Below are 25,977 nucleotides of genomic sequence, written 5' to 3'. Positions count from 1 at the left end.
CGGCGGCCCTCGTCCTCTCTTCCGCACGGCCGATGCGCATCTTGCCAGGAACAGCCGCCCCGCCAGATACTGCGCCCGTGGAAAACAGCATCGCACAACTGACGGACAAACTGCTCACCTCTTACAAGGAGGTGGGTGCCATCAACCACCTGGACGGCCAGAACCTGCCATCCAAACGGGTCATCGTCCGCATCACCCAGGAATTGTTGTGTCTGCTGTTTCCGGGATTCTTCGAAGAACGACCGCTGCGGACGGATGAGGTCCGTGCCGTCACCGCCAGGCGGCTCCGCAGCGTGGCCACGGCGCTGGAACGCGAGATCCACCGCAGCCTGGTCTACCTGCCACCGCCCGAATACCCGAAAAAGAGCCTGCGCCCCGCCGCCCGGTCCATCACCCTGGGACTGCTGGAGAGCCTCCCGCGGTTGCGCGAAATCCTGCAAACGGACATCGAAGCCGCCTACAACGGTGACCCGGCAGCCCTGAGCCGGGAAGAGGTCATCCTGGCCTACCCCTTCGTGGAGACCATCGCCGTGCAAAGGCTGGCGCACGAACTCTACCTGGCCAAGGTGCCGCTGATCCCGCGCATGATGACCGAATGGGCCCACAGCCGCAGCGGCATGGACCTCCACCCCGGCGCCCAGATCGGCACCCACTTCTTCGTGGACCACTGCACCGGCACGGTCGTGGGCGAAACCGCCATCATCGGCAACCACGTCAAGATGTACCAGGGCGTCGGCCTGGTCGCGCGCTCACTGGCCGCCGGCCAGGCCCTGAGGGGACAAAAACGCCACCCGACGATCGAAGATCACGTCACCATCTACGCCGGGGCCACCATCATGGGCGGCGACACGGTGGTGGGCGCCGGCAGCACCATCGGCGCCAACGTCTTCCTGACCACCAGCGTGCCGCCGCGCTCCCTGGTCGTCCAGAAAGACGCCAACATCCGGGTGATGAGCAAGGGCGAACACACGAGGCAGGAACCCGACGTGCAGATCTGAGCCCGGCCTGCGCGGCCGTCCGGGGCCGCGCCGGCCGGCGCACATGCCAGCCGGGACGGACGAAAAGAAGAATGGAGCGGGCGAAGGGAATCGAACCCTCGCATGGAGCTTGGAAGGCTCCCGTTCTACCACTGAACTACGCCCGCATCCAGTTACCGCCGTCATCGTAACCCCGACGCTTGCTTTGTCAACGGGGCAACCCTAGGCTCGGGAGCCGGATGAAGGCGTGGTTGTTGACCGGGGGACGGGTGGTGGACCCGGCCGAGGGCAGGGACGGTCCGGCCGACGTGCTGATTCAGGAGGGCAAAATCAGGGCCATCGGAAACGAAGCCGCCGCCCTCTGCCCGCCGGATGCCGAGCGGGTGGACGTGCACGGCTGCGTGGTCAGCCCGGGTTGGATTGACATCCACGTCCACCTGCGTGATCCGGGCCAGACCGCCAAGGAAACCATCGCCACAGGCACGGCCGCGGCCGCCCGGGGCGGGTTCACTTCCGTCGTCTGCATGCCCAACACCTCGCCGGCCGTGGACAACGCCGGCACGGTGGCCTGGATCAAACAACGGGCCGCCGAGCAGGCGCATGTCCACCTGTTCGTGGCCGGTGCCATCACCAAAAGCCTGGCCGGCGAAGAACTGGCGCCCATCGGCGCGCTCAAACGGGCCGGCGTGGTGGCCATCACCGACGACGGCCACTGCGTCCAAAACCACGAGCTCATGCGCCGGGCCCTCGAATACGCGCGCATGTTCGATCTGCCGGTGCTCGACCATTGTCAGGACTACTCCCTGGTCAACGACGGCGTGGCCCATGAAGGGCTCTGGAGCGTCCTCCTGGGCCTGCGCGGCTGGCCCTCCGTGGGTGAAACCCTCATCGTGGCCCGCAACATCCTGCTGGCCGAACTCACCGGATGCCATGTCCACTGCCAGCACCTCAGCGCCGCCGGCAGCGTGGCCCTGATCCGGGAGGCCCGCCGCCGCGGCGTGCCCGTCTCCGCCGAGGCCTGCCCCCATCATTTCGTCCTCACCGACGCCGCGCTGGCCGGCAGCGAAAAGTTCTGGGCACACGACGGGGCCGGCGTCTGGGGGCTGGCCGGACGAACCGACCTGCCCCACTGGCCGGCCTACGACACCCGTTTCAAAATGAACCCCCCGGTCCGCTCGGCACGGGATCGCGAGGCCATCCTCGAGGGCATCGCCGACGGAACCATCGAGGTCCTGGCCACCGACCACGCACCCCACTGCAGCTTCGAAAAAGAGGTCGAGTTCGACTATGCCCCGTTCGGCATCACCGGGCTCGAAACGGCCCTGCCCCTGGCGCTCATGCAACTCTACCACAGCGGCCGGATGAGTCTGCCGGACCTGATCGCGCGCTTCACCGTGGGACCGGCACGCGTGTTGCGACTCGACAAGGGCACGTTGCGTCCCGGCGCGGACGCGGACATCACCGTGTTCGACCCGGATCGCGAATGGGTGTTCACCCCTGAGGACACGCGCAGCAAATCGCGCAACAGCCCGTTCTACGGTTGGCCGCTCAAGGGACAGGTCGTCATGACCATCGTGGCCGGGCGCAGAGTGTATCCGTAAACCACCCGCGCCCGCCCTCACGCACGGCCGCCTCGGCGTCCGCCGGTTCGTCCGGGTTCTGCCCCGATCGCCCGTCCGCCGCGCCCGCCGGTATCCTCCAACAGCCGTTTGACATCGCAACCGCGCGGCCTACTCTGGGGCCCCGTTGCAGGCGGCCCGCGGCCGGTGCCGGATCCCACGGGGAACACCTGTACCACGGCCCCGACCCGCCGCCGACATCGCGGCCAGCGGAGCACCGGGGAGCGTTCCGAAACGAGAGTGCCCGCCGGGGCCGCCCCGCCGGGGAAACCGGTGACAAGTTCCGGTCCCCCCGCGCGCAACCGCCGGACCCGACAGGTCGGCCAAAACGAAATCATACTTATGTCCAACGGCACGGAAACCATACCAGGCGCACAGGTGGCCCGACTGGAACTGGAGGGCCGGGTGTATGAACTGCCCATCGTCATCGGATCGGAGGGCGAAAAGGCCATCGATATCAGCCGGCTCCGTGAAATGACCGGCTACATCACCCTCGACGACGGCTACGCCAACACCGGCTCCTGCGCCAGCGCCATCACGTACATCGACGGCGAAAAGGGGATCCTGCGTTATCGCGGCTATCCCATCGAGGAACTGGCGGAAAAGTCCACCTTCATCGAAACGGCCTGGTTGCTCATCTACGGCGAACTGCCCACCCGCCAGCAACTCCAGAGGTTTTCCGATCTCCTGACGGAGAACCAGGAGCTGCACGAGGACCTCAAACACCACTTCGAAGGGTTCCCGGCCACGGCCCATCCCATGGCCATCCTCTCCTCCATGATCAACGCCAGCAGTTGTTTCTACCCCGGCCTCATGGGGCCGGCCAACCGTGAACGGTTCGACGTGCACGCGGCCCGACTCATCTCGCAGGTCCGGACCATCGCCGCCTTCGCCTACCGCAAGTCCCGCGGCCTGCCCATCATCTATCCCAGGCGCAAGTACAAGTACACCGCCAACTTTCTGCACATGCTGTTCTCGGACGTGTACGAGGACTATCCGATGCGGCCCGAGGTCGTGCGGGCCCTCGACCTCATCTTCCTCCTGCACGCCGATCATGAGCAGAACTGTTCCACCTCCACCGTGCGCATGGTGGCCTCGAGTCAGGCCAACCTGTTCGCCAGTGCCTCCGCCGGGGTCTGCGCCCTCTGGGGCCCCCTGCACGGCGGGGCAAACCAGGCCGTCATCGAAATGCTGGAGGAAATCCACGCTTCCGGCGGGGACGGCCGGGAGCTGATCGAGGCCGTCAAAAGCAAAAAGGGCGGGCGCCGCCTGATGGGTTTCGGCCACCGCGTCTACAAAAACTATGATCCACGTGCCAGGATCATCAAAAAGGCCTGCGACGACCTCCTCCAGGCCCTCCAACTGCACGATCCCCTGCTGGACATCGCCCGGCGGCTGGAGGAGGCGGCGCTGAACGATCCGTACTTCATCGAGCGAAAACTCTATCCGAACGTGGACTTCTACAGCGGGATCATCATGCGCGCCATCGGATTGCCCAAGGAGATGTTCCCCGTCATCTTCGCCATCGGCCGCATGCCGGGCTGGATCGCCAACTTCCGCGAAATCCTGTTCGCGCCGAAGGCCAAGATTTACCGGCCCCGGCAGGTCTACACCGGCCCCACTCTGCGACACTACGTGCCGATCGAACAGCGCGGCTGAACACCGGCCGGCCGTTCCGCCCCGGCCGCCACCGCCGCCCACGCGGCCCTTGCCAACCCCCCGGAGGTTGTCGCACCCTGCCCACGTATGAAAATGCCTCGATTGGTGGTGTTGACGGACTTGGGCCATTTCAAGGTGGCGCGGCTGGAAACCACGCTGCGCGGGACCCCGCGGTTGGAATGGCTCGAGGACGTCCGTCTGGAAACGTACCCCAACCGTGTGGTGGACAAGGTCACGGATCTGGCCGGACGCCATGCCGCCCCGGGCAACAAACACTGGGGCGCCCCCATGGCCGACGCTCACAACCTGAAACTCGAAACCAAGCGCCGCATCGTCAAAAACATCGCCAACCGCATCGCCAGACTGATGCGCGCCCATCCGGAAATGCCCCTCTGGCTGGCCGCCCCCTCCGAGATCAACCACCTGATCCTGGATGAACTGCCCCACACGTTGCGCACGCGCGTGGAGGCCAACCTGGCCCGGGACCTGACCAAGGCAGGCCAGCGGGAAGTGCTCTCGTCCTTCCCGAGACTCCGGAACAGTTGACGCCATGCGGAGCCGGGCCGATCAACCGGGCCCTGTCCGCCGGGAGCGGGCGTCCCCAACCCACTGATCTTCTCTCATGCGCTGGTCCCTTCGCATCGCTCGCGTGGCCGGAATCGAGGTCCGGCTGCACATCACCTTCCTCCTGTTCCTGGCCTGGATCGGATTCAGCTACTATCATCTCGGCGGGCCCGGGGCAGCCGTGCGGGGCGTGGTCTTCATGCTGGCGTTGTTCGGCTGTGTCCTTCTCCACGAGTTCGGCCACGCTTTCGCAGCCATGGCCTTCGGCATCCGCACGCCGGACATCACCCTGCTGCCCATCGGCGGGGTGGCCCGACTCCAGCGGATCCCGGACAAACCCTGGCAGGAACTGGTGGTGGCAGTGGCCGGACCCCTTGTGAACGTGATCATCGCCGCCGTGCTGGTGTTCCTGCTGGGCCAGCGCCTCTCCATGGAGCATCTGGAGCGGCTCAACGTGCCGGGGGCGGCCCTGCTGGCCAAGCTCGCCACCGTCAACATCATGCTCGTGCTCTTCAACCTGATCCCGGCCTTTCCGATGGACGGCGGCCGGGTGTTGCGAGCGCTCCTGGCCATGGCCCTGCCCTACAGCCGGGCCACACAAATCGCGGCCACGGTGGGACAAGGACTGGCGTTCGTCCTCGGATTCATCGGCCTGTTCACCAATCCCATGCTGATCTTCATTGCCTTTTTCGTCTTCCTGGGCGCCCAACAGGAGGCGGCGGCCGCGCAGATCCGTGACATCAGCACCGGCCTGCCGGTGGCCGAGGCCATGGTCACGCACCTGGTACCCCTGCCACCCCATGCCGTGCTGGACGATGCGGTCGAGGCCCTGCTCCGCACCTCCCAGCACGAATTCCCGGTCCTCGATGCCGACGGCCGGGTCTTGGGAGTTCTCACCCGCGACGACCTCATCGCAGCGCTCAAACGCCACGGGCCCCAGGTGCCGGTTGTCGAAGTCATGCGGCGCGACCTGCCCGTGGTGTACGCCTACGAGCCCTTCGAGGAGGCGTTTCGCAGAATGGAAGAGTGTGGATGCCCCGCCCTCCCGGTCGTGGACGCGTCCGGAAGGTTCGTCGGGCTGATCACACCCGAAAACGTGGGCGAGCTGATGCTGGTGCAATCCTTGCGGCCCGCGGGCGCGCGGCCCGCGTGGCGGCGCGTGGCCCCCATGGGGTCATGAGGCCATCCATCCCAAGAAACCCCCATTCCATGAAAACCGAGACAAAACAACCGTTCACGATTCCCTGGAATCTCGTCACGAAAAACCTGCACGGCCACGAGTTGTTGCGAAAAAAGCTGCTGCAGAAGATCCAGAAACTCTCCCGCCACCTGCGTCGGTTTCCACCCGGCACGGTTCATCTGCTGGTCGCCCTGGAGAAAAACCCCAAGAAGGAGGAATACACCGCCGGACTGACCCTGCGTGTCCCTTCGAACATCCTCCGGGCGGAGAAGACCTGCAGAGACGTCATCCAGGCCCTGGATGCGGCGGTGAAGACCCTGCTGCGCGAGCTGGAGTCGCTGAAGGCCGAGCTGCGCCGGGAGACCTTCTACAGGCGCAAGGCCCGTCGAGCGGCCCTGCATCAGATGAAGGCCAGCGGATTCGCCGCAGAACCCCAGCCCGAGGGCGAAGGCCCGCAAAACCTGGGCGACGTCATCCGGGCCCTTCTGGCCGAGCATCACGACCGGCTCCTGCGCTTCGTTCGCCGTCAGCTCTGGCATGACATCAGGGCGGGTGACCTGCCCGCCGGAGCGATCGATCCGCGCGCCGTGGTGGACGAAGTGGCCCGGCGCGCCCTGCGTCAACCCGGCAGGAAACCAGCCGGAATCAGCTGGGTCTTGTGGCTGTTCCTCCTGGCCCGGCAGGAGCTGAATCGGCGACGAAAAGAAATCCAGAAGCGCCAGAAGGAAACGGTCCCCTTGGAAGTGGAAACCGAGGTGCCCGAGCAATTGCTGGCCGAAGGGTACGATCCGGATCAGCCGCTCGATCTCATCGAACGGGAGATCGAGCCGCCGGTGGCGACCACGGCGGATCTCGTGCCCGATCCCTCCGCCGTGCCGCCCGACCAGTGGGTGGTTCGGCGGGAGTTGTTGGGCGAACTGCGCCGGCTGGTCAACCGCTGGCCACGGCTCGAGCGCGAGGCGTTCGAACTGCACTTCGTCGAGGGGTTCGAACCCGACGAGGTGGCCATGATCCTCGGTTTGACCGCCCCGCAAGGCCGGGCCTTGATTCAGCAGATCCAGGACAAAATCCGCGACGCCCTGCTCGAACTGGCCGCCCTCTGAACACGGGCGTCGCAACCGGGAATCTCCCGTCATTGACAGGCCGAGTGCGGAACATTGCAGCGGTCGGCCGTTTGCGCCATCGTGAGGGGCGCAGGCCGGACCGCTCCCCGCCGAGCGCGCAGCGGGCTCGACGGGGACCAGGGCGGCGGTCACAGCCATTCATTTGAACTCATGCCGGTCGAATTCAAGGACTATTACGCCATCCTCGGCGTGCCGGAAAATGCCTCCGAGGAAGAAATCAAGAAGGCCTTCCGGAAGCTGGCGCGCCAGTACCATCCGGACGTGGCCACGGACAAAAAGGCCGCCGAGGAAAAATTCAAGGAGATCAATGAGGCCTACGAGGTCCTGAGCGACCCGGAGAAACGGCGCCGGTACGATGCCCTCCGGGCTTACGGCGGCCGTGCCGGCGAACCCTTCACCGCGCCGCCGGGCTGGGAAGCGCGCCGCTGGACCAGCCCCGACGACACCTCGCATTTCGAGTTCCACTTCGGTGGAACAGGCTTCAGCGACTTCTTCGAGCGCTATTTCGGCGGTGGCCGCTTCCACGGGTTCGAACCCTGGATGGAAGAGGAACTCGGCGCAGCCGGAGAAGGCTTCGCAGACCGAATGTTCTCCCGCCGGGGCGCCGACATCGAGGGAGACATACTGGTCACCTTGGACGAGGTGTTCCACGGGTCGGTCCGGACCGTCACACTCCAGCGGGTCAATCCGCGTACCGGTCAGACCGAAACCCACACCTTCAAGGTGCGCATCCCGCCCGGCGTACAGGAGGGCCAGCGAATCCGCGTGCCCGGCAAGGGCGGCGAAGGCCGCGCAGGCGGGCCATCGGGCGATCTCTATCTCCGGGTCCGCCTGGCGGCCCACCCCGATTTCCGCGTGCGCGGGGCGGATCTCTACTACGACCTGACCCTGGCCCCTTGGGAGGCCGTGCTCGGTTGTCAGGTGGCCATCCCGCTGCCGGACGGCTCCGTCACCATTCGCGTGCCGCCGGGTTCCGGGTCGGGACGTCAACTGCGCGTCCGCGGCCGTGGCCTGCCCAAGGGCAGCTCCGGCGAGCGCGGAGATCTTTATGCCGTCATCCACATCCAGGTGCCCGATCCTGCGAGCCTCACACCCGAGGAACGACGCTTGTGGGAACGGTTGCGCGACATCTCGCGCTTTCAACCGCGCACCTCGGGGTGAAAACCGCGCACGTCCTGAAAGGGATCCCACGCGATCGCTCGTGCCCCGGCTGCCGCTCATGAAGCACGCTGGTTGCCGCACGCGGCACCCGCGGTCAAGGGCCGCAAGAAGACCGGACGCGGACGCCACCCCGCGGGCGCCGCGCGCCCGGCGCTTGTACAGACTGTCATGACGATCGGACTCGCATGGCCGGAAACCACGCCGTGGGGACTGCTCTCCGCTCCAGGCAGTGCGCTGGCGCTGGCGGGTGCACTCTGGGCCTCCGGTCACGCCGTGATCTTCAAGCGTGACGCCCGTTCCGCAGCCTTGTGGGTGATCGTCATCTGGCTGATCCCGGCAGCCGGTCCGGTGCTCTACTACCTCCTGGGCATCAACCGGGTCCGGCGCCGGGCCGCCGCCCTGCGCGAGGATCGGTTGGGCGAGGCACCCGCCGCACCCACCGCCACGCGCACCTGCCCCGACCCCGTCGAATACGGGGTCCCCCACGGCCTGCGCGGATTGGCCCTGCTGGTGGAGCGTATCACCGGCCAACCGTTGACTCCCTGCAATGCGGTGACGCCCCTGGTCAACGGGCAGGAGGCGTTCCCGGCCATGCTGGAGGCCATCCGCTCGGCACGCCGCTTCATCGCCCTGGCCAGCTACATCTTCGACGGCCGCGGCATCGGCACCGAGTTCGTCCAAGCCCTCGCGGCCGCGGTGCGGCGGGGGGTACAAGTGCGGGTGCTGATCGATGACGTGTACGTCCGCTTCGCCATGGGTTCGGCCTACAAACCTCTCCTCCGCGCCGGCGTGCCCGTGGCGGTGTTCAATCCTCCACTGGTCCCGGCGCGTCTCCACGCGGCGCATCTGCGCAATCACAGAAAGCTGCTGATCGTGGACGGACAGATCGGTTTCACCGGCGGACTGAACATCCACCGACCCTACTGGTGTCCGGACCGACCGGACCAGGCCCAGCGAGACCTGCACTTCCGCCTGGAGGGACCGGTGGTGGCCCAGTTGTGGTCGGTGTTCCAGGAAGACTGGCTGTTCACCACCGGCGAGCGACTCGAAGGCCCTCCCTGGGAAGTCGCCCCGGAACCCGCCGGGACCATTCCCGCCCGCGGGATCGAGGCCGGCCCGGACGAGCACCTGGAGCGGTTGCGCTGGGTCTTCCTCGGGGCCATCCACGCCGCCACCCGCTCCATCCGCCTCTGGACACCCTATTTCCTGCCCGAACCGGCCCTGGTGGCCGCGCTGAACGCCGCAGCCTTGCGCGATGTCTCGGTCGAGATCCTCCTGCCGGAAAAGTCCGATCATCCCTCTGTGCAATGGGCCTGCATGGCCCACATCTGGCAGGTCCTGGAACACGGATGCCGCGTCTGGCTGCGTCCCCCGCCCTTCGACCACAGCAAACTCCTCCTGGTGGACGAACAATGGGCCTGCTTCGGCTCGGCCAACTGGGACGCCCGCAGTCTCCGGCTGAACTTCGAGTTCAACGTGGAGTGCTACGACTCCGGGCTCGGAACCCGCCTGGCCCGCTTGTTCGACCATGCCCGGGCCGGCGCCCGGGCCCTGACCAAGGCGGAAGTGGACGGCCGGCCGCTGCTCGTGAAGTTGCGGGACGGCGTCACCCGCCTCTTCGCCCCGTACCTCTGAAAAACCAAACACAAAGGAGCCGTCCATGTTCCCCCTCCGAGACGACATCCCCAGCCGCCGCTATCCGATCGTGACCCGGCTGCTCATCGCCCTCAATGCGGTTGCGTTCCTCTGGGAGCTCAGCCTCGGGCACCATCTCGGCGATTTCCTCCTTCTCTACGGCGTTGTCCCGGTCCGGTACACCATCCCGGAAATCGCCCGCCTCTTCGACTGGCAGGAACAACTCCTGCCCTTTTTGACCTCCATGTTCCTCCACGGCGGCTGGACCCACCTGATCGGCAACATGTGGACCCTGTGGGTGTTCGGCGACAACGTGGAGGACCGCCTCGGTCACCTGCGGTTCCTCTGGTTTTACCTGGCCGGCGGGGTGGCGGCCGCCCTCCTCCATGTCTACACCAACGCCACTTCGCCCGTGCCCACCATCGGCGCCAGCGGCGCCATCGCCGCCGTCATGGGCGCCTACTTCCGCCTCTTCCCACGTGCCCGTGTGGAAATGATGATCCCACCGTTCTTTCTTGGGCCCTATTTCGTGGTGCCGGCCGTGATCTTCCTGGGCTGGTGGTTCATCCTCCAATTCTTCAACGGCACGCTCAGTTTGTTGTCCAACCCTGAGGCGGCCGGGGGCATCGCCTGGTGGGCCCACATCGGCGGGTTTGTCTTCGGCGCTCTCCTGTGTAGCATTGTGAAGGTCAAACACTTTTACCGGCGAAACTATGTGGACGAGGACATGCCTTGGTGATGCCATCCGATGCGCCAACCGGCCGGTTGGCACGGTTCGCCCAACCTCTTGTTCCCGGCCCCATCCCATTCTTCGAAATCAACCATGAACACGCAGTCGTTCACCTCCACCACGTTGGCCCTGGAGTGCTATCAACCGGAGCCCGACCTGCTTTATTCCATCGAACGCGCCGAGCAGCTCACCCGGATCCCGCGCCGCCGCATCGCCCTCTACTACCGGTACGGCTTGGTTTCACCGGTTCACGACCCCGAACTGGGAGGCTGGTTCTTCAATGACGAGGGACTGTTGACCCTCCGGCGGGTGGATCACCTCCACCGCGTGTGCGGGCTGAATCCCGCCGCCATCCGACTCCTCCTTGGCCTCCTCCAGGAGGTGGAAAACCTCAGGCGCGAACTCCGGTTCTGGCGCGGTTATTGAGTCGGAGCAGGGCCCGGGCCGGTGCGCACGTCCCGTCCACCCCTGCAGAACTTCACGGGAGTCGCTGCCCTCCGGGCAGCTCCCAGGAGCCTCCACACAGAAGGGCGGGCGGACCTTCCAACTTGGGGACCGGCCGGTTGCGCAGCCGATCCACCACCGCACCCTCGCCCGGGCAGGACGCACAGGACAACAACGCCGCGGTCCGAAAAAGCTTGGGACAGCCGGCCCACCGTGATAAATGTGGGTTGCCCGCCCGAACGCACATTGCCCGGCGGGCTCGAACGTTTTTATGAGGCTGATTCTGGTTTCCAATCGGTTGCCCTTCACTGTCACCGGCGGGCGGGACGGCACCCCACCCCAGTTCCGACCCAGCCCGGGCGGTGTCACCACGGGCCTGGCCAGTTGGGTGGAAGGTTGGCACCAGCAAAACCCGGCTGAGCACGACTACTTGTGGATCGGCTGGGCCGGCGGAGTCGTGTCAGAAGCCCACCGCCCCGCCATCCTGGAGGAAGCCCGCAGCCGATACCGCGCCCTGCCTCTGTTCTGGGAACCGGAGGTGATGGACCGGTTCTATCTGGGCTTCTGCAATCGCACCATCTGGCCGCTGTTCCACTACTTCACTTCCCATGCCCGTTTCGAGGAGTCGTACTGGGCGGAGTACCGGAGCGTGAACCAGCGTTTCTGCGACGCCGTTTGTGCGGAGATGCGGCCGGGAGACCTGGTCTGGGTTCACGACTATCAACTGATGCTGCTGCCGCGGCTGCTGCGCGAACGCTTTCCCGACCTCCCCATCGGGTTCTTCCTCCACATCCCTTTCCCCTCGTCCGAGGTGTTCCGGTTGTTGCCCACAGCCTGGCGATCCCAGATCCTGGAAGGACTCTTGGGAGCCGGCTTGGTGGGCTTCCATACCCACGACTACACCCGCCACTTCCTCAGCTGCGTCCAGCGGATCCTTGGACTCGACCATTATCTGGGCCGGCTCAACCTGCCGGAGTGGACCGTCAAGGTGGACACCTTCCCGATGGGCATCGACTACGCCCGTTACTCAGGTGCGGCGGCCTCGGCCACCACCGCGGAACGGGCACGACGTTTGCGGGCCGCCTTCCCCGACCAGAAGATCATCTTCTCGGTGGATCGCCTCGACTACACCAAGGGGCTGATCAACCGCCTGCGCGGCTATGAACTGTTCCTCCGCCGGCACCCCGAGTGGCATCGGCGCGTGGTTTTCATGCTGGTCGTGGCCCCGTCCCGCACCGGGGTGGATGCCTACCAGGCCATGAAACGCGAGCTGGAACAGCTCGTCGGCTCCATCCAGGGACAGTTCTCCCGCGAAGACTGGTCGCCGGTGATCTACCAGTACCGCCCGCTGGACTTCGAGGAGCTGGTGGTTCGTTACCGGGCGGCCGACGTCGGATTGATCACCCCGCTCCGCGACGGCATGAACCTCGTGGCCAAGGAATTCGTGGCCTGCCGGACCGACCAGACCGGCTGCCTCATCTTGAGCGAGCTGGCGGGGGCCGCGCGGGAAATGGGCGAGGCTCTCTCGGTCAACCCCTGGCATGCGGAAGAAATCGCGGAGGCCATCGAGCGCGCCCTCACCATGCCCGAGGACGAGCAGAAAACCCGCATGGCCGCCCTCCAGGAACGGCTCCGGCGCTACGACGTCCACCAGTGGGCGGGCGACTTCCTCCAGGCCCTGCAACACACCGAGCAGGCCCTGGCCCCCCAACGCGCCCGAACCCTGACCGGCCCCGCCCGGGAACAGCTCCTGGAACGCTACAAAAACGCCCGACGCCGGGTCCTGCTGTTGGACTACGACGGAACACTGGTGGACTTCGTGAGCAACCCGAAAGCAGCGGCACCGGATCCCGATCTGCTGGCCGTGCTGCAACAACTCACCGCCGACCCTGCCAACCGTGTGGCCGTCGTCAGCGGCCGGCCGCGTGCACAACTCGAAGGTTGGCTGGGGCACCTCCACCTGACCCTCGTCGCCGAGCATGGCGTCTGGATCCGCCCGCCGGGAGAGCCCTGGAGGATGCTCGTGCCGGCCCGGAATGACTGGAAGGACCAGATCCGGCCCATCCTCCAACTCTACGCCGACCGACTCCCCGGCGCCTTCGTGGAGGAGAAAGAGTTCTCCCTGGTGTTACACTACCGGCGGTCCGACCCCGAACTGGCCTCGCAGCGCGCCAAGGAACTGTGCGACGACCTGGCAGACTTCACCCGCAACATCGAAGTCCAGGTCCTTCGCGGCCACAAGGTCGTGGAGGTCCGCCACGTGGCCGCCCACAAGGGCATCGTGGCCACCACCTGGGTACCCGAAATCCAGCCGGATTTCCTCCTGGCCATCGGCGACGACTGGACCGACGAAGACCTGTTCCAGTCCCTGCCACCCGATGCGGTGAGCATCCGGGTGGGCCTGGTCCAGACCGCCGCCCGGTACCATCTCCCCCATCCACGCGCCGTGCGGCTCCTTCTCCAGAGCCTGGCCGCCGCCGGAACTCCGTCCTGACCAGCCGCCGACCCTTGTTGTTCCACCCGCACAACGCTAGCCTGACGCCCATGACCAACCAGGTACGCCCCCTGTCGGAGACGTTTGCCACGAGCCAGAGCTCACTTCCGGACAGCCTGAACCGGCTGTGGGAATACGTGTTCGGGTCAGGCGTGCACCGCCCCCTGCTGCCGGGCGTCACAGTGGCGGAGCTCCTCACCGCGGCGACCCTGGTGGCGATCCTGTTCGCCCTGCACGGAGTGGTCGGAGCGCTCGCCAGGCGCTGGAGCCGGTGGCGGGAGGTTCCCGACCTGCGCCGCCGCTGGCTTGGACGATTGTCCAGTGCGGTCTACAGACCGCTGCGTCTGGCACTTTGGATCCTCGGGCTCCAGTGGACCGTCTGGTTGTTCACCTCAGGCCAGCCGGCGGGGGCAACCCCGCCCTTCTGGGCGGCCTCGGCCCTCCGGCTGGCGGCACTCGGCTGGGTGGCCGTCGTGGTCTGGACGCTCGCCGGTGTGACCCGGGAGCTGGAACGTGCCTTCCTGGAGGTGGCCAGTCGTACCCACACCGTTTGGGACGATCTCGTCCTGCGCATCCTGGGACGCGCCGCCCGCGTATTCCTGCCGGTGGTGGGCCTGCTGTGGATCGCACCCATCATCGGCCTGCCCGAACGGTTCGACAACTGGCTCCGAACCGGCACCAGCCTGGTACTGGTCGCCACCTTCGGATGGATGCTCATCCAGATCGTCAACATCGGCCAGCAAATCCTCCTGTCCCGGTTCGACGTCAACCGGCCCGACAACCTCGAAGCACGCAAGGTGCACACCCAGGTCAGGGTGCTGGCCCGCGTCCTCTACGCCGTGATCGGCGTCCTCACCGTGGCCGCCTGCCTCCTGATGTTCCCCGAACTGCAGAAACTGGGCACCAGCCTGCTCGCATCGGCCGGCGTCGTCGGCATCATCCTCGGCTTCGCTGCCCAGCGCGCCGTGGCCAACCTGTTCGCCGGATTCCAACTGGCCCTCACCCAGCCCATCCGCGTGGACGACGTTGTGATCGTCGAAGGCGAATGGGGACGGATCGAGGAAATCACCCTCACCTACGTGGTGGTCCGCATCTGGGACGATCGCCGGCTCATCGTACCCCTGACCTATTTCATCGAGCGGCCCTTCCAGAACTGGACCCGCACATCAGCCGAGATCCTCGGTTCCGTTTTCGTCTGGGTGGATTACACCGTGCCAGTGGACGAGGTCCGGCGCGTGGCAGGCGAGATCGTCGCCAGCTGCCGCGACTGGGACAAACGCTTCTGGAACCTGCAGGTCACCGAAGCCACCGACCGCGCCGTTCAACTTCGTGTGCTGGCCACCGCGGCCGATGCGCCCAAGGCGTGGAACCTGCGCTGCGAGATCCGGGAAAAACTCCTCGATTACCTCCAAAAACACCACCCGGCCGCCCTGCCGCGTGTGCGCGCCACCATCGAGTCCGGGCCCGCCACCCCCAAACCCCTCGCCCCATCCACGGGTTCCTGAGTGAAGGCCCCGCGCCGCCCCTAAACCGGCACCGCCACGGCCCGGAAAAGCCGAACGCAAGCCGGTTCACGGCCCCGGCGGACCGGAGGCACCCTCCCCAACCGGGCCGCCGAAGCGGTCCCGTGCCCGGGCGTATCCAACCGATTGCACCGCGCACCGGCGGACTCGCGCACGGGTGCGAAACCGCCTTCCAAAGTTGGGTGGTTGGGTCCTTCTCCATTTGAGATTGACCCGGCGGTTTGTTTTGTGCCGAGATGATGGGACAGTAGGAGAATACGGTTGGGAATCGCAGCACCATGCCGAGACGCGCCACTCAGAGCGGAAACGGAGCCCGCCGCACGGCGGGCAGCAGGTACGACGCCCATCATTCCGTCCTCTCCCAGGCCTACGGTGCCCTGGCTGATCTCCGCCGTGAACTTTCCGACACCCCGGCCCTGGTGGCCGAGCGCAGCCAGTTGCTCCAGCAGTTCGCCCTCTGCACCGACGCACAGCGTGCCTGGCTGCTGCTCGAAGACTACTTCGAACGCCTCGGCCTGAGCCGCCGCGATTTCCCCGGCGACGACTGGTGGCCCCGAATGATCCAGGCCCACGCAGAGGCGCGTCTGGAACTGTTGGCGTTCCTCTTTCTCCGCGCCAAACGGTCCCTGCCGCCCGAACTCCAGCCCCACGCCGACACCGAAAGGTTCGCCCGTGCCGAGCAGGATGCCCAGGAACGCGCCCTCGTCGAGGAACTCGAAAAGTGGCTCGCCCCGCCCAAGCCCGCCCTGCTGGATCAACCCCGCGCCACCCTGCGCGTGCTCGCCACCCCCTGTCCCCACCCGGACGCACCCGGCCAGCACCAGCTCCGCATCGATTTCGCCCTCACCCGACCCCGCACCGGCGAACGTCTCCGGACCCTGACGGAAATCCTCGACCTCCACACCCGCGCCGCTCACGAGGAGGAACTCTTCTCACCGGCCGACTGGGAATTCATCACCTGGCTGGCCGAAACCTACAAACCGCGCCGGCTGGAAACAGAGGTCCTGCTCCTCTCCGGACACGACCTGCTGCATTGGCTGACACGATGGGGGCACACCGGCCGCCTGCTGGCCCCGGACGGACAACCACTCCGCTTCGAAGGACGCGTGGCAGAACTCGAACCCCACATCGAGACCCTCGGTGGCGAACCTCACCTCACCCATCGGCTCCGCGACCCCGATGGCCAGCACCATCCACTGGAGCATTTGAGCTTCTTCCCCATCCAGCCGCCCCTGGTCCTGGCCGATCATCATTTCTATCTCCTACGCAACGAGCCGCCCCCGGGCGTGCTGGCACGCTGGAACACGCGCCGCTCCGTCCCCGTGCGCAAGCTCACCCATCGCCTCCTCAACCATCTGCGCAACGCTCGAACCACCTCAACCGTCCCGTGGGACCAGCTGTTCATCCTCCACCGCGCCCAACCCCAGTTCCTGTTCGAACTCCTCGAGGACTCCATCCGACTCCAACTCCGCGCTCGCAGCGAGCGGGACGGCAGCACCTGGCTCTGGACCGGCACAGAATGGCGGCGCCTCCATCCGCCCGCCCCCGGCGACAAACTCGAGATCCTGGATGATCCACGGCTCGGTCCCGCCGTCCAGTGGCTGAAGGAGCTCGACTGGTTTTCTCCCGAGCCCGGGCTCTGGACCGGTGATCCCAACGAGAACTTCCTCAACGTGCTGGCCCGCGCCTGGCCCCGTCGCCCACAGCAAGCCGAGTACCTCGGCAATCCCGCCTTCCACCGGCTCTTTCTCCAGCCGCGACGCCTCCGGCCCCGCCTGCTCGTCCGGGGCAGCGGCATCGATTGGCTCTCCGTCTCGGCCGAATGGGAGGCCGAGGGCCTCCAACTCACCCCGGCCGATATCCAGCGCCTGGCCACCGCCACCCAACGGTTCGTCCGCCTCCCAAACGCAGGTTGGGTCGAACTGGACGTCGCCGCTGTCCAAGAGGCTCACGAAATGATGGCCGACCTCGGCATGGACAGCCTCGCCACCGCGCCGGTCAAAATCCCCCTCCAACAGGCCGCCCACTGGGGAGAGGAAGAACTGCGCCGATTCGCCGACAGCCCGCAGGCACGGGAACTGCGCGAACGCCTCCAGTCCTTCAAAGGTGTGCCCAGCCAGGAAATCCCCGTCGGCCTGCGCGCCGAGCTGCGGCCCTACCAAAAAGCCGGTTTCGATTTCCTCTGTCACCTCGCCCAGCTCAAACTCGGCGGCATCCTCGCCGATGACATGGGCCTCGGCAAAACCCTCCAAACCCTGGCCTGGCTGCTCTGGCTCAAACAACGTCACCCCCGGCAACCCAAACCTTCACTGGTCATCTGCCCGGCCTCCGTCCTCCACAACTGGCGCCGGGAAGCCGAGCGGTTCACACCCGACCTCTCGGTGCTCGTGCTCGAAAGCGGCGCCGAACGCCACAACCTGCGGCGTCAAATCCCCCAGCACGACCTCATCGTCACCAATTACGCCCTCCTGCGCCGCGACCTGGAAGCCCTGCGCAAATTCAGCTTTCGTGCCCTCGTCCTCGACGAGGCACAATTCATCAAAAACCCCGGCGCCCAGGTCACCCAGTCGGTCAAACAACTCAAGGCCGAATACCGCCTGGCCCTCACCGGCACGCCCCTCGAAAACCGCCTGCTCGACCTCTGGAGCATCGTCGACTTCATCCAGCCGGGCTACCTCGGTTCCCAGGAGCATTTCCTCCAAACCTATGAAATCACCGGCGCCTCCGAGGAGGCCGCCGTCGCCCAGCGCATCGCCCGCCGCCGCCTGGCCGCCAAACTCCGGCCCCTGCTGCTGCGCCGCCTCAAAAAACACGTCGCCCGCGACCTGCCCGACCGCATCGAACAACGCCGCGACTGTCCCCTGGGCGACGAACAACGCAAGCTTTACCTCGCCGAACTGCGGCGGAGCCGCGACCAGGTCATGCGCGCCGTCGAAACCCAGGGCCTCCAAAAAAGCAAAATGCATGTCCTGGCCGCCCTCACCCGGCTCCGCCAGATCTGTTGTCACCCGCGCCTCGTCGGCAGCGACGCCCCCAGCGGCAAGACCGAAACCCTCTTCGAACTGCTCGATCCCCTCGTCGCCGAGGGACAAAAGGTGCTGGTCTTCTCCCAGTTCGTCCAAATGCTCCAGATCCTCGAGGCCGAGTGCCGCCAGCACAACATCCCCACCTACCTGCTCACCGGCCAAACGCGCAACCGCCAGGAACTCGTCTCCGCATTCCAAAACGATGCCGAACCGGGCGTCTTCCTCCTGAGCCTCCGCGCCGCCGGAACCGGTCTCAACCTCACCAGCGCCAGCTACGTCATTCTCTACGATCCGTGGTGGAACCCGGCGGTCGAAGCCCAGGCCATTGACCGCTCCCACCGCATCGGCCAGACCCACACCGTCAACGCCTATCGCCTCATCGCCCCGGGAACCGTGGAGGAAAAAATCTGGGATCTCCAACAACGAAAGGCCCAAACCATCGCCGATGTCCTGGGCGAACAAGGCTTCGCACGAAGCCTCACCCAGGCCGACCTGGAGTACCTCTTTGCCGAAGACTGAGAAGCCGCCACCCGCAGATCACGCGCCCGCCACCTGACTGCCGGCCCGAACCCTGCCAACCGGCCTATTGAACAGCCTCCAATTCCTGCGCCGTCCAGGGTTGCGTGCGTCCGGCCGTTTCGGCCTTCACCGCCTCCACCTGCGCCGTCGTGATCGGCTCGCCCTGGTTGCCCCACGCCTGCCGGATGTACGTCAGCGCCGCCGCAAGGTCCTCCGCCGACAAAGCCGCGCCCATGGCCGGCATCGCCAGGTTCCATGTCTGCCCCTTGACCTGGATCGGACCCGTCAGACCGTGCAGCGGGATTCGAATCAGCCGCCCTGCCGGACCCAGCACGAACTCCGACCCGGCCAATGGCGGAGCCTGCCCCGGTTTCCCTTCGCCGTCCACACCGTGGCACAGCGCACACGTCGTCTCGTACACGACCCGGCCCCGCTTCAACACCGCGTCCGCCCCGGAAACCGGTTGCAGCTCGTTCACCACCGCCACAGACCCGAACGGTCGGTAAACCCGGGGATCGAACCAGCCACTGTGCCAGTCGAAGTAAAGCATCCCCCAATAGGCCAACACCGCCAGCAGCACCACCAGCCACATGGGCACCGTCACGTCCCCCGCCTGTGGCAGGGACCGCTCGTTCTCCGGCAAACGGTTGCTCGTACCCTCCCCGTTCATGGCTGTAATGACTGTGCCGCTTCCTGGCCCTGAGTTTCCCCCGCCGCAGTCCCGCCGCCCGGCGGAAAGACCACCGGCGTCTCAAACAACGACGCCGTCACCTGCAGGCTCCGCAAATACGCCACCAACGCGCGGGCCTCCGGCCGGGGCACCACCACCCAGCCGGGCCCCGGGCCGGCCCCCTCCGGCAACGCCAGCGCGTCAGCCGCTTCGCCCTCACCCTGCGGCCGTACTTCGAACAGGTACCGATACGGCGGCATCATTGAGCCGGGCGAATGAATCTGAGGATCCCAGAGATGAACCAGCAACCACTGCTCATCCGGAATGCGCGAACCCACACCCGCCAGATCAGGCCCCACCCGCACCGAGCCCAACATCACCGGACGATCCCAGAGATAATCCACCGCCACACTGCGCCGGAGGCCCCAACCACGTTCCATCTCCGGCCCCAACGGGCGCACTGTGATGACCGCCCTCGCACCGGCCGCTTCCAATTGTTTCTGCGCGGCCCCGGCCTCCGCCGGGCTCACACCATCCAGCACCTGAAACGGAAGGTTCGCCACCGCGTGCGCCACACGCGTCCGTTCCCACTGCGGTGCCACCGTCAAAATCGCCTCCACCAACTCCGTGAGGTTCGTCCCTGCATCCGTGACCGCCAGACCCACCGCCACGCCCTCCTGACGCACCTGCTGACTGTGACACGTGTAACAACCCTCCGACCGATAGACCTCGCCCCCCTGCACGGCCAGCCCCGGACGCGCCACCGGATACAACTGCCCGTCCGGAACCGTCCGCGTCTCGGTCTGCCGACCCAACTGCACCTGGGGATACAAGACCGAGCCGTACCAGGAAGCCGCCAGGCCCAGAAGCGCAATCGCAAACACCCAGCTGCCGCCTTTCATTCCGCAGCCTCCTGCAGTTTCACCGGCGCCGTGACCTGCGCCCACCAACTCCGCCAACATCCCACCCACCACCGCAGCGTCACCCCGCCCAGATTCACCACGAACAGCACCGTCCCCAACCACCACAACAAATCACCCACGGTGCTCAACCGCAACCACATCAGCGTCCGCCCCAACACCGCAACATTCGACAAAGCCGGATCCCGCCACGCCAAACCTTGCGCCACCCCCGCAGCAGCCAGTGCCAACACACCAACCGCCAGACCCGCCATCGCCAGCCGACCCTGCCAGCGACCCAGCCCCCTCCAGACCGTCAGTCGGCCTTCCCCGCCCAACCACGCGTACACACCCGCCACACCCGCCAACCCAAGAAACCCCTGGACCTGCGCCCACTGCCGCGCCGGCTCCCACCAGGTCAGCTCCAGCACACGATCCAAGCCCGGCAGGTGCAGGGCCAGCTTCCCCACCGCCGCTGCTACAAAAGCCGCGTGCGCCACGCGCAGGAACCAACCGGCAGGTTCCTCCGACAACCGGTGCGCCGCCTCCCTCACCGAATTCCGCCAGTTCAACCACGCCGCCAACCATGGCACCACACCCATTACCGTCGCCACCGTGGCAACCGCCGGCAACCACGCCGGCACCGGACTCGAAGGCAAAACACCGGTCCAGCTCACAAACACCAACAGCCCCGCATAGGTGAGGATCGCCAGATGACGACTGTACAGCGGCCGGCCTGTCACCACCGGCAACCAGCCATACATCAGGCCCAAACCCAGAAGCGTGCCCGCCACCAGGGTCGCATTCGCCTGGAACCACCCGTCTACCACCGCCAGTGTCACCCCCCGAACCGGATGCACCTCCAGCAGCACAAACGCCGTCGCCGCCGACCACGCCAGCCAGAGCACACCGGTCAGCAAAAACCAGTGCGCAGGCTCGAGAGATCGCTCCCGGCGCCCGTGCCAAGTGCCCACAAACGTCACCAGATACAGTGCGAACCCCGCCGCGTAAATCCAGACAGCGTACCGGGGCAGGCCCCAGCCGTCGTAACCGGTGAGGTCCCCCCGCAGAATGCCGATCAACGCCAACAAGGTTCCCAAATGCCAGACCTTCCCGGCAGCCATCGCCAGCGCGTGAAAAGCGACCCCACCCCGCGCCCATCGCCCCAGCCAACCCAGCACCGCCGCCAGCACCACAGGAACCACCGCACCCCAAAAGCCAACCTGGGTGGCGGCCACGCGAACCCTCCCATAGGGCAACCATGACACGTCGGCAAGAAAGCCGGGCCCGTGGAACTTGATGGAGGCAATCAATCCCAGCAGGGCGGCGGCACACCACCAGAACGCGCCACCCAATGCCCAAGTCAGCACCGGCCCCACGTCCGGCGCCCCTTCCACAGTCCGGCACGCGGCCGTTTTTTGAGAAACCTTCTCCATCGGTGTCCGCAAAACAAGAGCCGTGGCGGGCAGAGCCTCACTCGTACGGGCTGGGCTCCGCCGGCGGCGGCGGAGGCGCTTCATGAGCCTTGCGCACCCGCTCGATCAAATTGGAGCGCGCCGCCGCGGGATCCCGCCATTCCTTTTCGGCCAGCTCCAGCGCCACCGGGATGGGCAGCCGCACGACGCCCTTTTCCCGGTTGATCCAGGCCGGCGTGGTCACCGCCTGGTGGGCAACCGCCCGCACCTCGTCCCGCGCCTGGTAACGCTCGGCAATCCGACCCGCGTTCAGGTCCGGCGGAGTCACCAGCCTGCGCGTGGCGGTCACCATCACCACCACGACCCCGAGCGCGACCAACGCCGCCCCCACGTAATCCCAAAAACCGTTCCTGTGTGACGAACCGTTCATCGCTCAACCTCTCTCGGGCGCCGGCGGCGCGTCCGGCAGATCGTCCACCTGGTCCAGTTCGCCCCCGGAAATTTGCGTCGGCAGCGGATGGTACAACCCCATGGCCTCGATCAGGCGCGGATCCTTCACCGGATACGGCTCGGCCGATGCGTACCTGGCCAGATACACCTTCGTGAGCAAACCGCCCATGAACGCCCAGCAGCCGGCCGTGAGCCAGATCCACCCCAGGGGCCACCCGTCCGGATGAATCACCGGATAAATGTTGAAGCCCAGATCCACAACGTGCATCAGCCAGGCCCACACCATCAACGGCCCCATCAGCCACCACTGACTCTTGGCATCAATCCGCAACAAGGCCAGGAACGGCAGGAAGAAATGGCCGAATATGATGATCATGCCCACCCAGAACCAGCCACCGCGCTCCCGGATCACGTACCAGAAGGTTTCCTCCGGAATGTTGCCGTTCCAGATGATGAAATACTGGCTGAAATGAATGTAGGCGTAGAAGACGGTGAACGCGAAAATCAGCGTGCCCAGGAAATAGAACTGGTGATCGTGCAGCACATGCGTCAACACCCGCTGCCGGTTCAGCACCGCCGTGATGACATACACCGTCGTCAGCGTGGTCCAGACGCTGCCGGCAAAGTAATACACGCCGTACATCGTCGAAAACCACTGGTGCTGCATCGCCTTCATCCAGAGAATCGCACCCAGCGTCAGCGTCACGGCAAACACGAAAATCCCCAGCGCGGAATAGAACCGCATCCGGTGCGTGCACAACGCCTCGCCCGTCTCGTCCTGGCGCAGCGACCACTGACGCAGCCGGTGGGCAAAGAAGCCCCAGGCGGCGAAACACAACAGGGACACGAGGTAAAAGGCCGGCCGCGTCAACAACGGCCACTTGGCGTGCAGCGCATGATCCGCGTGGGGATCAGAGGTCATCCAGGCGTACAACCGGGGAGCCAGCAGCCCCACCGGAATCCACAACACCAGCAACCATGGGAACAACAGACTGGCAATGTGTTCGCACTGCCGCCGGATGGGCACCGACCACCCGGCATCGAAAAGGTGATGCACCATCACCAGAAACAGGGCGCCCAGGCCGATGCTCAACCAGAACATGAAACCCAACAGCCACGCGTGGGCGAACTCCCTGAGGTCGAGCAACGCCCCCAGCAGGGCCAGCGCCCCGCCACCGATCATGCAGAAGTCCGGAACCCGGCGCCACCGCGCCAGATCCCACGGAGGTCCCAAGGGTACCTGCTTGCCGCTCATGGTTGACGCTCCAAAGCCGTTCGCATCTCCGCGGGCAACTCCTCCGGCGTGCCCAGCCAGCTCCGCTGCAGCACCCGCACGTACGCCACGATGGCCCAGCGATCCTCCACCGGGATCTGGGCCGCGTAACCCTGCATCAGGTTCTTCCCGTGCGTGATGGTGTTGAAAATCTCGCCATCCGGCATCTCCACGATCCGCTGGTCATGCAGGTTGGCCACCACCGACATCCCGAGCTTCCGTGTCACCCCGTTGCCGTCGCCCATCGGACCGTGACACGGCGCACAGTAGATGTTGAACCGTTCCTGGCCACGGCGAAGAAAGGCCCCCGTCACCGGCATGGGATTCAACTCCACGAAATTCGTGCTCCCGGACAGGCGACCCGTGTTGACCGGGGCGTCTTCGAACGGGTAGACCGGCCCGGCCGCCGTTTGAATCGGCCCGGCCCGCCGCACCGTCCCCGGCACCGGCGGTTGCGAACTGACGCCGTTCGCAAAAAACCCGTTGGGTTGCTGCGGCCGCAGCTTCAACTGCCGGTCCATGTCCGGAAACACCTCGATGGGCGGCTTGCGCGACAGGCTGCCCCGACACCCCGCAATCCCCACGATCACGGCCACCACCAGGGCGTAGATGAGCAGGAAATAGCGCATCACTCCTCCACCACCTCGATGTTTTGACCACCCAGCGACTCCAGCAACTGCCGCACCGAGGCTTCGTCGTACTTCGGATCCCTCGCCTCGATCACCAGAAAGAACTTGTCGTGACTGGCCCCGCGCTCGATGAACCGCGGATGCTTCAACAGCGGATGATGCCAGCGCGGCAGCCGGTTCAGGATCAGCATGCCCCCCAACGCGCCGAATGCGCCGAACAGGATCGTCAACTCGTACGAGGGCGGAAAGGCCGAGAAAGGACTGAACATCGGTTTGCCCCCCACCACGATGGGATAATCGAAGGCGTTCATGAACCAGATCATCAGCATCCCGGTGGTGTAACCGGTCAGCCCGCCGAAGAAGGCAAACCAGCCCACCTTGGAGTTTTTCAACCCCATCGCGTGGTCCATGCCGTGCACCGGGAACGGCGTGTACACGTCCCAGCGCGTGTAACCCGCGTCACGAACCTTCTCCGCCGCGTGCATCAGATCGGCCGGCGTGGGAAACTCGGCCAGAATCCCGAACACGTTGACCGAACCGTTCATCCGTGTCCACCTCCGTGCGGTTTGGCGCCGCCCAGCGGATGATGCGGATCCGCCTGGGGCGTCACTCCCTTGACCTCCGAAATGGCAATCATCGGCAAAAACCGCATGAACAGCAGGAACATCGTGAAGAACAGGCCGAACGTCCCGAGGAAGGTCGCCACGTCCACCCAGGTGGGCATGTAATAACCCCAGTTGGCCGGCAGAAACTCGCGATGCAGCGAAATGACGATGATCACAAACCGTTCAAACCACATGCCGATGTTCACCAGGATCGAAAGGATGAACACCAGCCACAGGTTCTGCCGCACGCTGCGGAACCAGAACAACTGGGGAACCGCCACGTTGCAGAACAACATCAGCCAGTAACCCCACCAGTACGGACCCAGTGCACGGTTCATGAACGCGAACCGCTCGAAGGGACTGCCACTGTACCACGCGATGAAAAACTCCATCCCGTAGGCGTACCCCACGATGCTGCCGGTGGCCAGCGTCACCTTGCACATCACGTCGATGTGCCGCATCGTGATGATGTCCTCCAGGTGACAGAGCTTCCGCAGCGGGATCAGCAGGGTCAGCACCATGCCGAACCCGGAGAAGATCGCCCCGGCCACGAAATAGGGCGGGAAGATCGTCGTGTGCCAGCCCGGCAGCTGCGAGACCGCAAAGTCCAGTGACACGATGGAGTGAACCGACAACACCAGCGGCGTGCTGAGGCCGGCCAGGATGAGGTAGGCCTTCTCGTAATTCGTCCAGTGCCGGTTGGCACCCGTCCAGCCCAGGGCGAAAAACCCGTAGAGGATCTGCCGCAGCTTGGTCCGGGCCCGGTCCCGCATCACCGCCAGATCGGGGATCAACCCCATGTACCAGAACAGGACCGAGACCGTGAAATAGGTCGAAACCGCGAACACGTCCCACATCAGCGGCGACCGGAACTGCGGCCAGATCCCGTTGGAGTTGGGGATCGGGAACAGGAACCAGTCGAACCACACCCGTCCCACGTGCACGGCAGGATAGATGCCGGCGCACATCACCGCGAAGATGGTCATGGCCTCGGCCGCGCGGTTCACCGCCGTCCGCCACCGCTGCCGCAACAGAAACAGGATCGCCGAGATCAACGTCCCGGCGTGGCCGATGCCGATCCACCAGACGAAGTTGATGATGTCCCACCCCCACATGGTGGGGTGATGATTGCCCCAGACCCCCACCCCGGTGCTGATCTGGTAGGCCAGCATGGCCACCAGCACCAGGAACATCAGGAAACTCGGTATGAACGCCAGCCACCACCAGACCGGCGCCTCCCCTTCCGCAATCCCGGCAATGTGATCCGAGATCCAGCCCAGGCTGCGCTGGTTCAACACCAGCGGCGGCCGTTCCAGTTCCTTCGGCACCGGCGGGGGGGTCATGGAAATCGCTACCTCGGACATGGCACTGACTCTACCCG

The 25,977-nt window shown here is 65.8% G+C and carries 21 protein-coding genes and 1 tRNA gene; 13 read left to right on the top strand and 9 right to left on the bottom strand.

What is annotated here, in order from left to right:
- Window positions 1–77: 77 nt before the first annotated feature.
- Window positions 78–998: a serine O-acetyltransferase gene (locus ACPDIX_RS07900; RefSeq protein ID WP_423431242.1), complete on the top strand. Its 921-nt coding sequence runs from the start codon at window positions 78–80 to the stop codon at window positions 996–998.
- A gap of 72 nt (window positions 999–1,070) precedes the next feature.
- On the opposite strand, the gene ACPDIX_RS07895 is transcribed toward ACPDIX_RS07900, so the two are convergent.
- Window positions 1,071–1,144: transfer RNA gene (locus ACPDIX_RS07895), tRNA-Gly, on the bottom strand.
- Between the two features lie 72 nt (window positions 1,145–1,216).
- On the opposite strand from ACPDIX_RS07895, the gene ACPDIX_RS07890 reads away from it, so the two are divergent.
- The 12 genes from ACPDIX_RS07890 (at window position 1,217) to ACPDIX_RS07835 (ending at window position 18,655) form a co-directional block, all read left to right on the top strand.
- Window positions 1,217–2,578: a dihydroorotase gene (locus tag ACPDIX_RS07890; protein WP_423431241.1), complete on the top strand. Its 1,362-nt coding sequence runs from the start codon at window positions 1,217–1,219 to the stop codon at window positions 2,576–2,578.
- Window positions 2,579–2,938: 360 nt separating this feature from the next.
- On the top strand, window positions 2,939–4,255 hold the full coding sequence (locus ACPDIX_RS07885; protein ID WP_423431240.1) for a citrate synthase: 1,317 nt from the start codon (window positions 2,939–2,941) through the stop codon (window positions 4,253–4,255).
- An 87-nt stretch (window positions 4,256–4,342) separates the two neighbouring features.
- Window positions 4,343–4,801 (top strand): host attachment protein, encoded by a 459-nt coding sequence (locus ACPDIX_RS07880; protein WP_423431239.1) that lies wholly within the window; start codon window positions 4,343–4,345, stop codon window positions 4,799–4,801.
- Between the two features lie 76 nt (window positions 4,802–4,877).
- The gene (locus ACPDIX_RS07875; RefSeq protein WP_423431238.1) at window positions 4,878–5,999 is read left to right on the top strand and encodes a site-2 protease family protein; all 1,122 of its coding nucleotides are present in this window, start codon (window positions 4,878–4,880) and stop codon (window positions 5,997–5,999) included.
- 29 nt (window positions 6,000–6,028) lie between these two features.
- Window positions 6,029–7,102 (top strand): HPF/RaiA family ribosome-associated protein, encoded by a 1,074-nt coding sequence (locus ACPDIX_RS07870; RefSeq protein WP_423431237.1) that lies wholly within the window; start codon window positions 6,029–6,031, stop codon window positions 7,100–7,102.
- 171 nt (window positions 7,103–7,273) lie between these two features.
- Window positions 7,274–8,284 carry a DnaJ C-terminal domain-containing protein gene (locus ACPDIX_RS07865; protein WP_423431236.1) on the top strand — a complete coding sequence of 337 codons (1,011 nt, stop codon included), beginning with the start codon at window positions 7,274–7,276 and terminating at the stop codon, window positions 8,282–8,284.
- A gap of 168 nt (window positions 8,285–8,452) precedes the next feature.
- A complete protein-coding gene (locus ACPDIX_RS07860) occupies window positions 8,453–9,919 on the top strand; it encodes a phospholipase D-like domain-containing protein (RefSeq protein WP_423431235.1) in 1,467 nt (488 codons plus the stop codon).
- Between the two features lie 25 nt (window positions 9,920–9,944).
- Entirely contained in the window at window positions 9,945–10,658 is a 714-nt protein-coding gene (locus ACPDIX_RS07855) for a rhomboid family intramembrane serine protease (RefSeq protein WP_423431234.1), read from the top strand.
- A gap of 84 nt (window positions 10,659–10,742) precedes the next feature.
- On the top strand, window positions 10,743–11,075 hold the full coding sequence (locus tag ACPDIX_RS07850) for a chaperone modulator CbpM (protein ID WP_423431233.1): 333 nt from the start codon (window positions 10,743–10,745) through the stop codon (window positions 11,073–11,075).
- A gap of 289 nt (window positions 11,076–11,364) precedes the next feature.
- Window positions 11,365–13,587 (top strand): bifunctional alpha,alpha-trehalose-phosphate synthase (UDP-forming)/trehalose-phosphatase, encoded by a 2,223-nt coding sequence (locus ACPDIX_RS07845; RefSeq protein ID WP_423431232.1) that lies wholly within the window; start codon window positions 11,365–11,367, stop codon window positions 13,585–13,587.
- Between the two features lie 50 nt (window positions 13,588–13,637).
- Window positions 13,638–15,092: a mechanosensitive ion channel family protein gene (locus ACPDIX_RS07840; RefSeq protein ID WP_423431231.1), complete on the top strand. Its 1,455-nt coding sequence runs from the start codon at window positions 13,638–13,640 to the stop codon at window positions 15,090–15,092.
- Window positions 15,093–15,388: 296 nt separating this feature from the next.
- The gene (locus tag ACPDIX_RS07835; protein WP_423431230.1) at window positions 15,389–18,655 is read left to right on the top strand and encodes an SNF2-related protein; all 3,267 of its coding nucleotides are present in this window, start codon (window positions 15,389–15,391) and stop codon (window positions 18,653–18,655) included.
- A gap of 64 nt (window positions 18,656–18,719) precedes the next feature.
- Here the strand turns inward: ACPDIX_RS07835 and ACPDIX_RS07830 are convergent, their stop codons facing one another.
- The 8 genes from ACPDIX_RS07830 to nrfD form a co-directional block, all read right to left on the bottom strand.
- Window positions 18,720–19,325, bottom strand: a complete 606-nt coding sequence (locus ACPDIX_RS07830) for a c-type cytochrome (protein ID WP_423431229.1) — start codon at window positions 19,323–19,325, stop codon at window positions 18,720–18,722.
- Complete coding sequence (locus ACPDIX_RS07825) at window positions 19,322–20,227, bottom strand: cbb3-type cytochrome c oxidase subunit II (RefSeq protein ID WP_423431228.1); 906 nt, start codon at window positions 20,225–20,227, stop codon at window positions 19,322–19,324. Before ACPDIX_RS07825 ends, ACPDIX_RS07830 begins: the two co-directional genes overlap by 4 nt.
- On the bottom strand, window positions 20,224–21,594 hold the full coding sequence (locus tag ACPDIX_RS07820) for a cbb3-type cytochrome c oxidase subunit I (RefSeq protein WP_423431227.1): 1,371 nt from the start codon (window positions 21,592–21,594) through the stop codon (window positions 20,224–20,226). Before ACPDIX_RS07820 ends, ACPDIX_RS07825 begins: the two co-directional genes overlap by 4 nt.
- Before the next feature lie 103 nt (window positions 21,595–21,697).
- Complete coding sequence (locus ACPDIX_RS07815; RefSeq protein WP_423431226.1) at window positions 21,698–22,069, bottom strand: hypothetical protein; 372 nt, start codon at window positions 22,067–22,069, stop codon at window positions 21,698–21,700.
- A gap of 3 nt (window positions 22,070–22,072) precedes the next feature.
- On the bottom strand, window positions 22,073–23,344 hold the full coding sequence (locus ACPDIX_RS07810; protein WP_423431225.1) for a hypothetical protein: 1,272 nt from the start codon (window positions 23,342–23,344) through the stop codon (window positions 22,073–22,075).
- Window positions 23,341–23,991 carry a c-type cytochrome gene (locus ACPDIX_RS07805; RefSeq protein ID WP_423431224.1) on the bottom strand — a complete coding sequence of 217 codons (651 nt, stop codon included), beginning with the start codon at window positions 23,989–23,991 and terminating at the stop codon, window positions 23,341–23,343. Before ACPDIX_RS07805 ends, ACPDIX_RS07810 begins: the two co-directional genes overlap by 4 nt.
- Entirely contained in the window at window positions 23,991–24,536 is a 546-nt protein-coding gene (locus ACPDIX_RS07800) for a DUF3341 domain-containing protein (RefSeq protein WP_423431223.1), read from the bottom strand. The genes ACPDIX_RS07805 and ACPDIX_RS07800 overlap by 1 nt, the downstream gene beginning before the upstream one ends.
- Window positions 24,533–25,960, bottom strand: coding sequence for an NrfD/PsrC family molybdoenzyme membrane anchor subunit (gene nrfD / locus ACPDIX_RS07795; RefSeq protein WP_423431222.1), 1,428 nt, complete (start codon window positions 25,958–25,960; stop codon window positions 24,533–24,535). The genes ACPDIX_RS07800 and nrfD overlap by 4 nt, the downstream gene beginning before the upstream one ends.
- Window positions 25,961–25,977: the final 17 nt, after the last annotated feature.

Source organism: Limisphaera sp. 4302-co, from assembly GCF_049537155.1.
GTDB lineage: Bacteria > Verrucomicrobiota > Verrucomicrobiia > Limisphaerales > Limisphaeraceae > Limisphaera.
This window is presented reverse-complemented; position numbering and strand designations above follow the sequence as displayed.

Coding starts and splice junctions, on each gene's coding strand:
- ACPDIX_RS07825 (WP_423431228.1), bottom strand. CDS start 20,227: ATGAAAGGCGGCAGCTGGGTGTTTGCGATTGCGCTTCTGGGCCTGGCG.
- ACPDIX_RS07880 (WP_423431239.1), top strand. CDS start 4,343: ATGAAAATGCCTCGATTGGTGGTGTTGACGGACTTGGGCCATTTCAAG.
- ACPDIX_RS07840 (WP_423431231.1), top strand. CDS start 13,638: ATGACCAACCAGGTACGCCCCCTGTCGGAGACGTTTGCCACGAGCCAG.
- nrfD (WP_423431222.1), bottom strand. CDS start 25,960: ATGTCCGAGGTAGCGATTTCCATGACCCCCCCGCCGGTGCCGAAGGAA.
- ACPDIX_RS07870 (WP_423431237.1), top strand. CDS start 6,029: ATGAAAACCGAGACAAAACAACCGTTCACGATTCCCTGGAATCTCGTC.
- ACPDIX_RS07865 (WP_423431236.1), top strand. CDS start 7,274: ATGCCGGTCGAATTCAAGGACTATTACGCCATCCTCGGCGTGCCGGAA.
- ACPDIX_RS07850 (WP_423431233.1), top strand. CDS start 10,743: ATGAACACGCAGTCGTTCACCTCCACCACGTTGGCCCTGGAGTGCTAT.
- ACPDIX_RS07805 (WP_423431224.1), bottom strand. CDS start 23,991: ATGCGCTATTTCCTGCTCATCTACGCCCTGGTGGTGGCCGTGATCGTG.
- ACPDIX_RS07885 (WP_423431240.1), top strand. CDS start 2,939: ATGTCCAACGGCACGGAAACCATACCAGGCGCACAGGTGGCCCGACTG.
- ACPDIX_RS07845 (WP_423431232.1), top strand. CDS start 11,365: ATGAGGCTGATTCTGGTTTCCAATCGGTTGCCCTTCACTGTCACCGGC.
- ACPDIX_RS07810 (WP_423431225.1), bottom strand. CDS start 23,344: ATGAGCGGCAAGCAGGTACCCTTGGGACCTCCGTGGGATCTGGCGCGG.
- ACPDIX_RS07860 (WP_423431235.1), top strand. CDS start 8,453: ATGACGATCGGACTCGCATGGCCGGAAACCACGCCGTGGGGACTGCTC.
- ACPDIX_RS07890 (WP_423431241.1), top strand. CDS start 1,217: ATGAAGGCGTGGTTGTTGACCGGGGGACGGGTGGTGGACCCGGCCGAG.
- ACPDIX_RS07815 (WP_423431226.1), bottom strand. CDS start 22,069: ATGAACGGTTCGTCACACAGGAACGGTTTTTGGGATTACGTGGGGGCG.
- ACPDIX_RS07875 (WP_423431238.1), top strand. CDS start 4,878: ATGCGCTGGTCCCTTCGCATCGCTCGCGTGGCCGGAATCGAGGTCCGG.
- ACPDIX_RS07800 (WP_423431223.1), bottom strand. CDS start 24,536: ATGAACGGTTCGGTCAACGTGTTCGGGATTCTGGCCGAGTTTCCCACG.
- ACPDIX_RS07835 (WP_423431230.1), top strand. CDS start 15,389: ATGCCGAGACGCGCCACTCAGAGCGGAAACGGAGCCCGCCGCACGGCG.
- ACPDIX_RS07855 (WP_423431234.1), top strand. CDS start 9,945: ATGTTCCCCCTCCGAGACGACATCCCCAGCCGCCGCTATCCGATCGTG.
- ACPDIX_RS07830 (WP_423431229.1), bottom strand. CDS start 19,325: ATGAACGGGGAGGGTACGAGCAACCGTTTGCCGGAGAACGAGCGGTCC.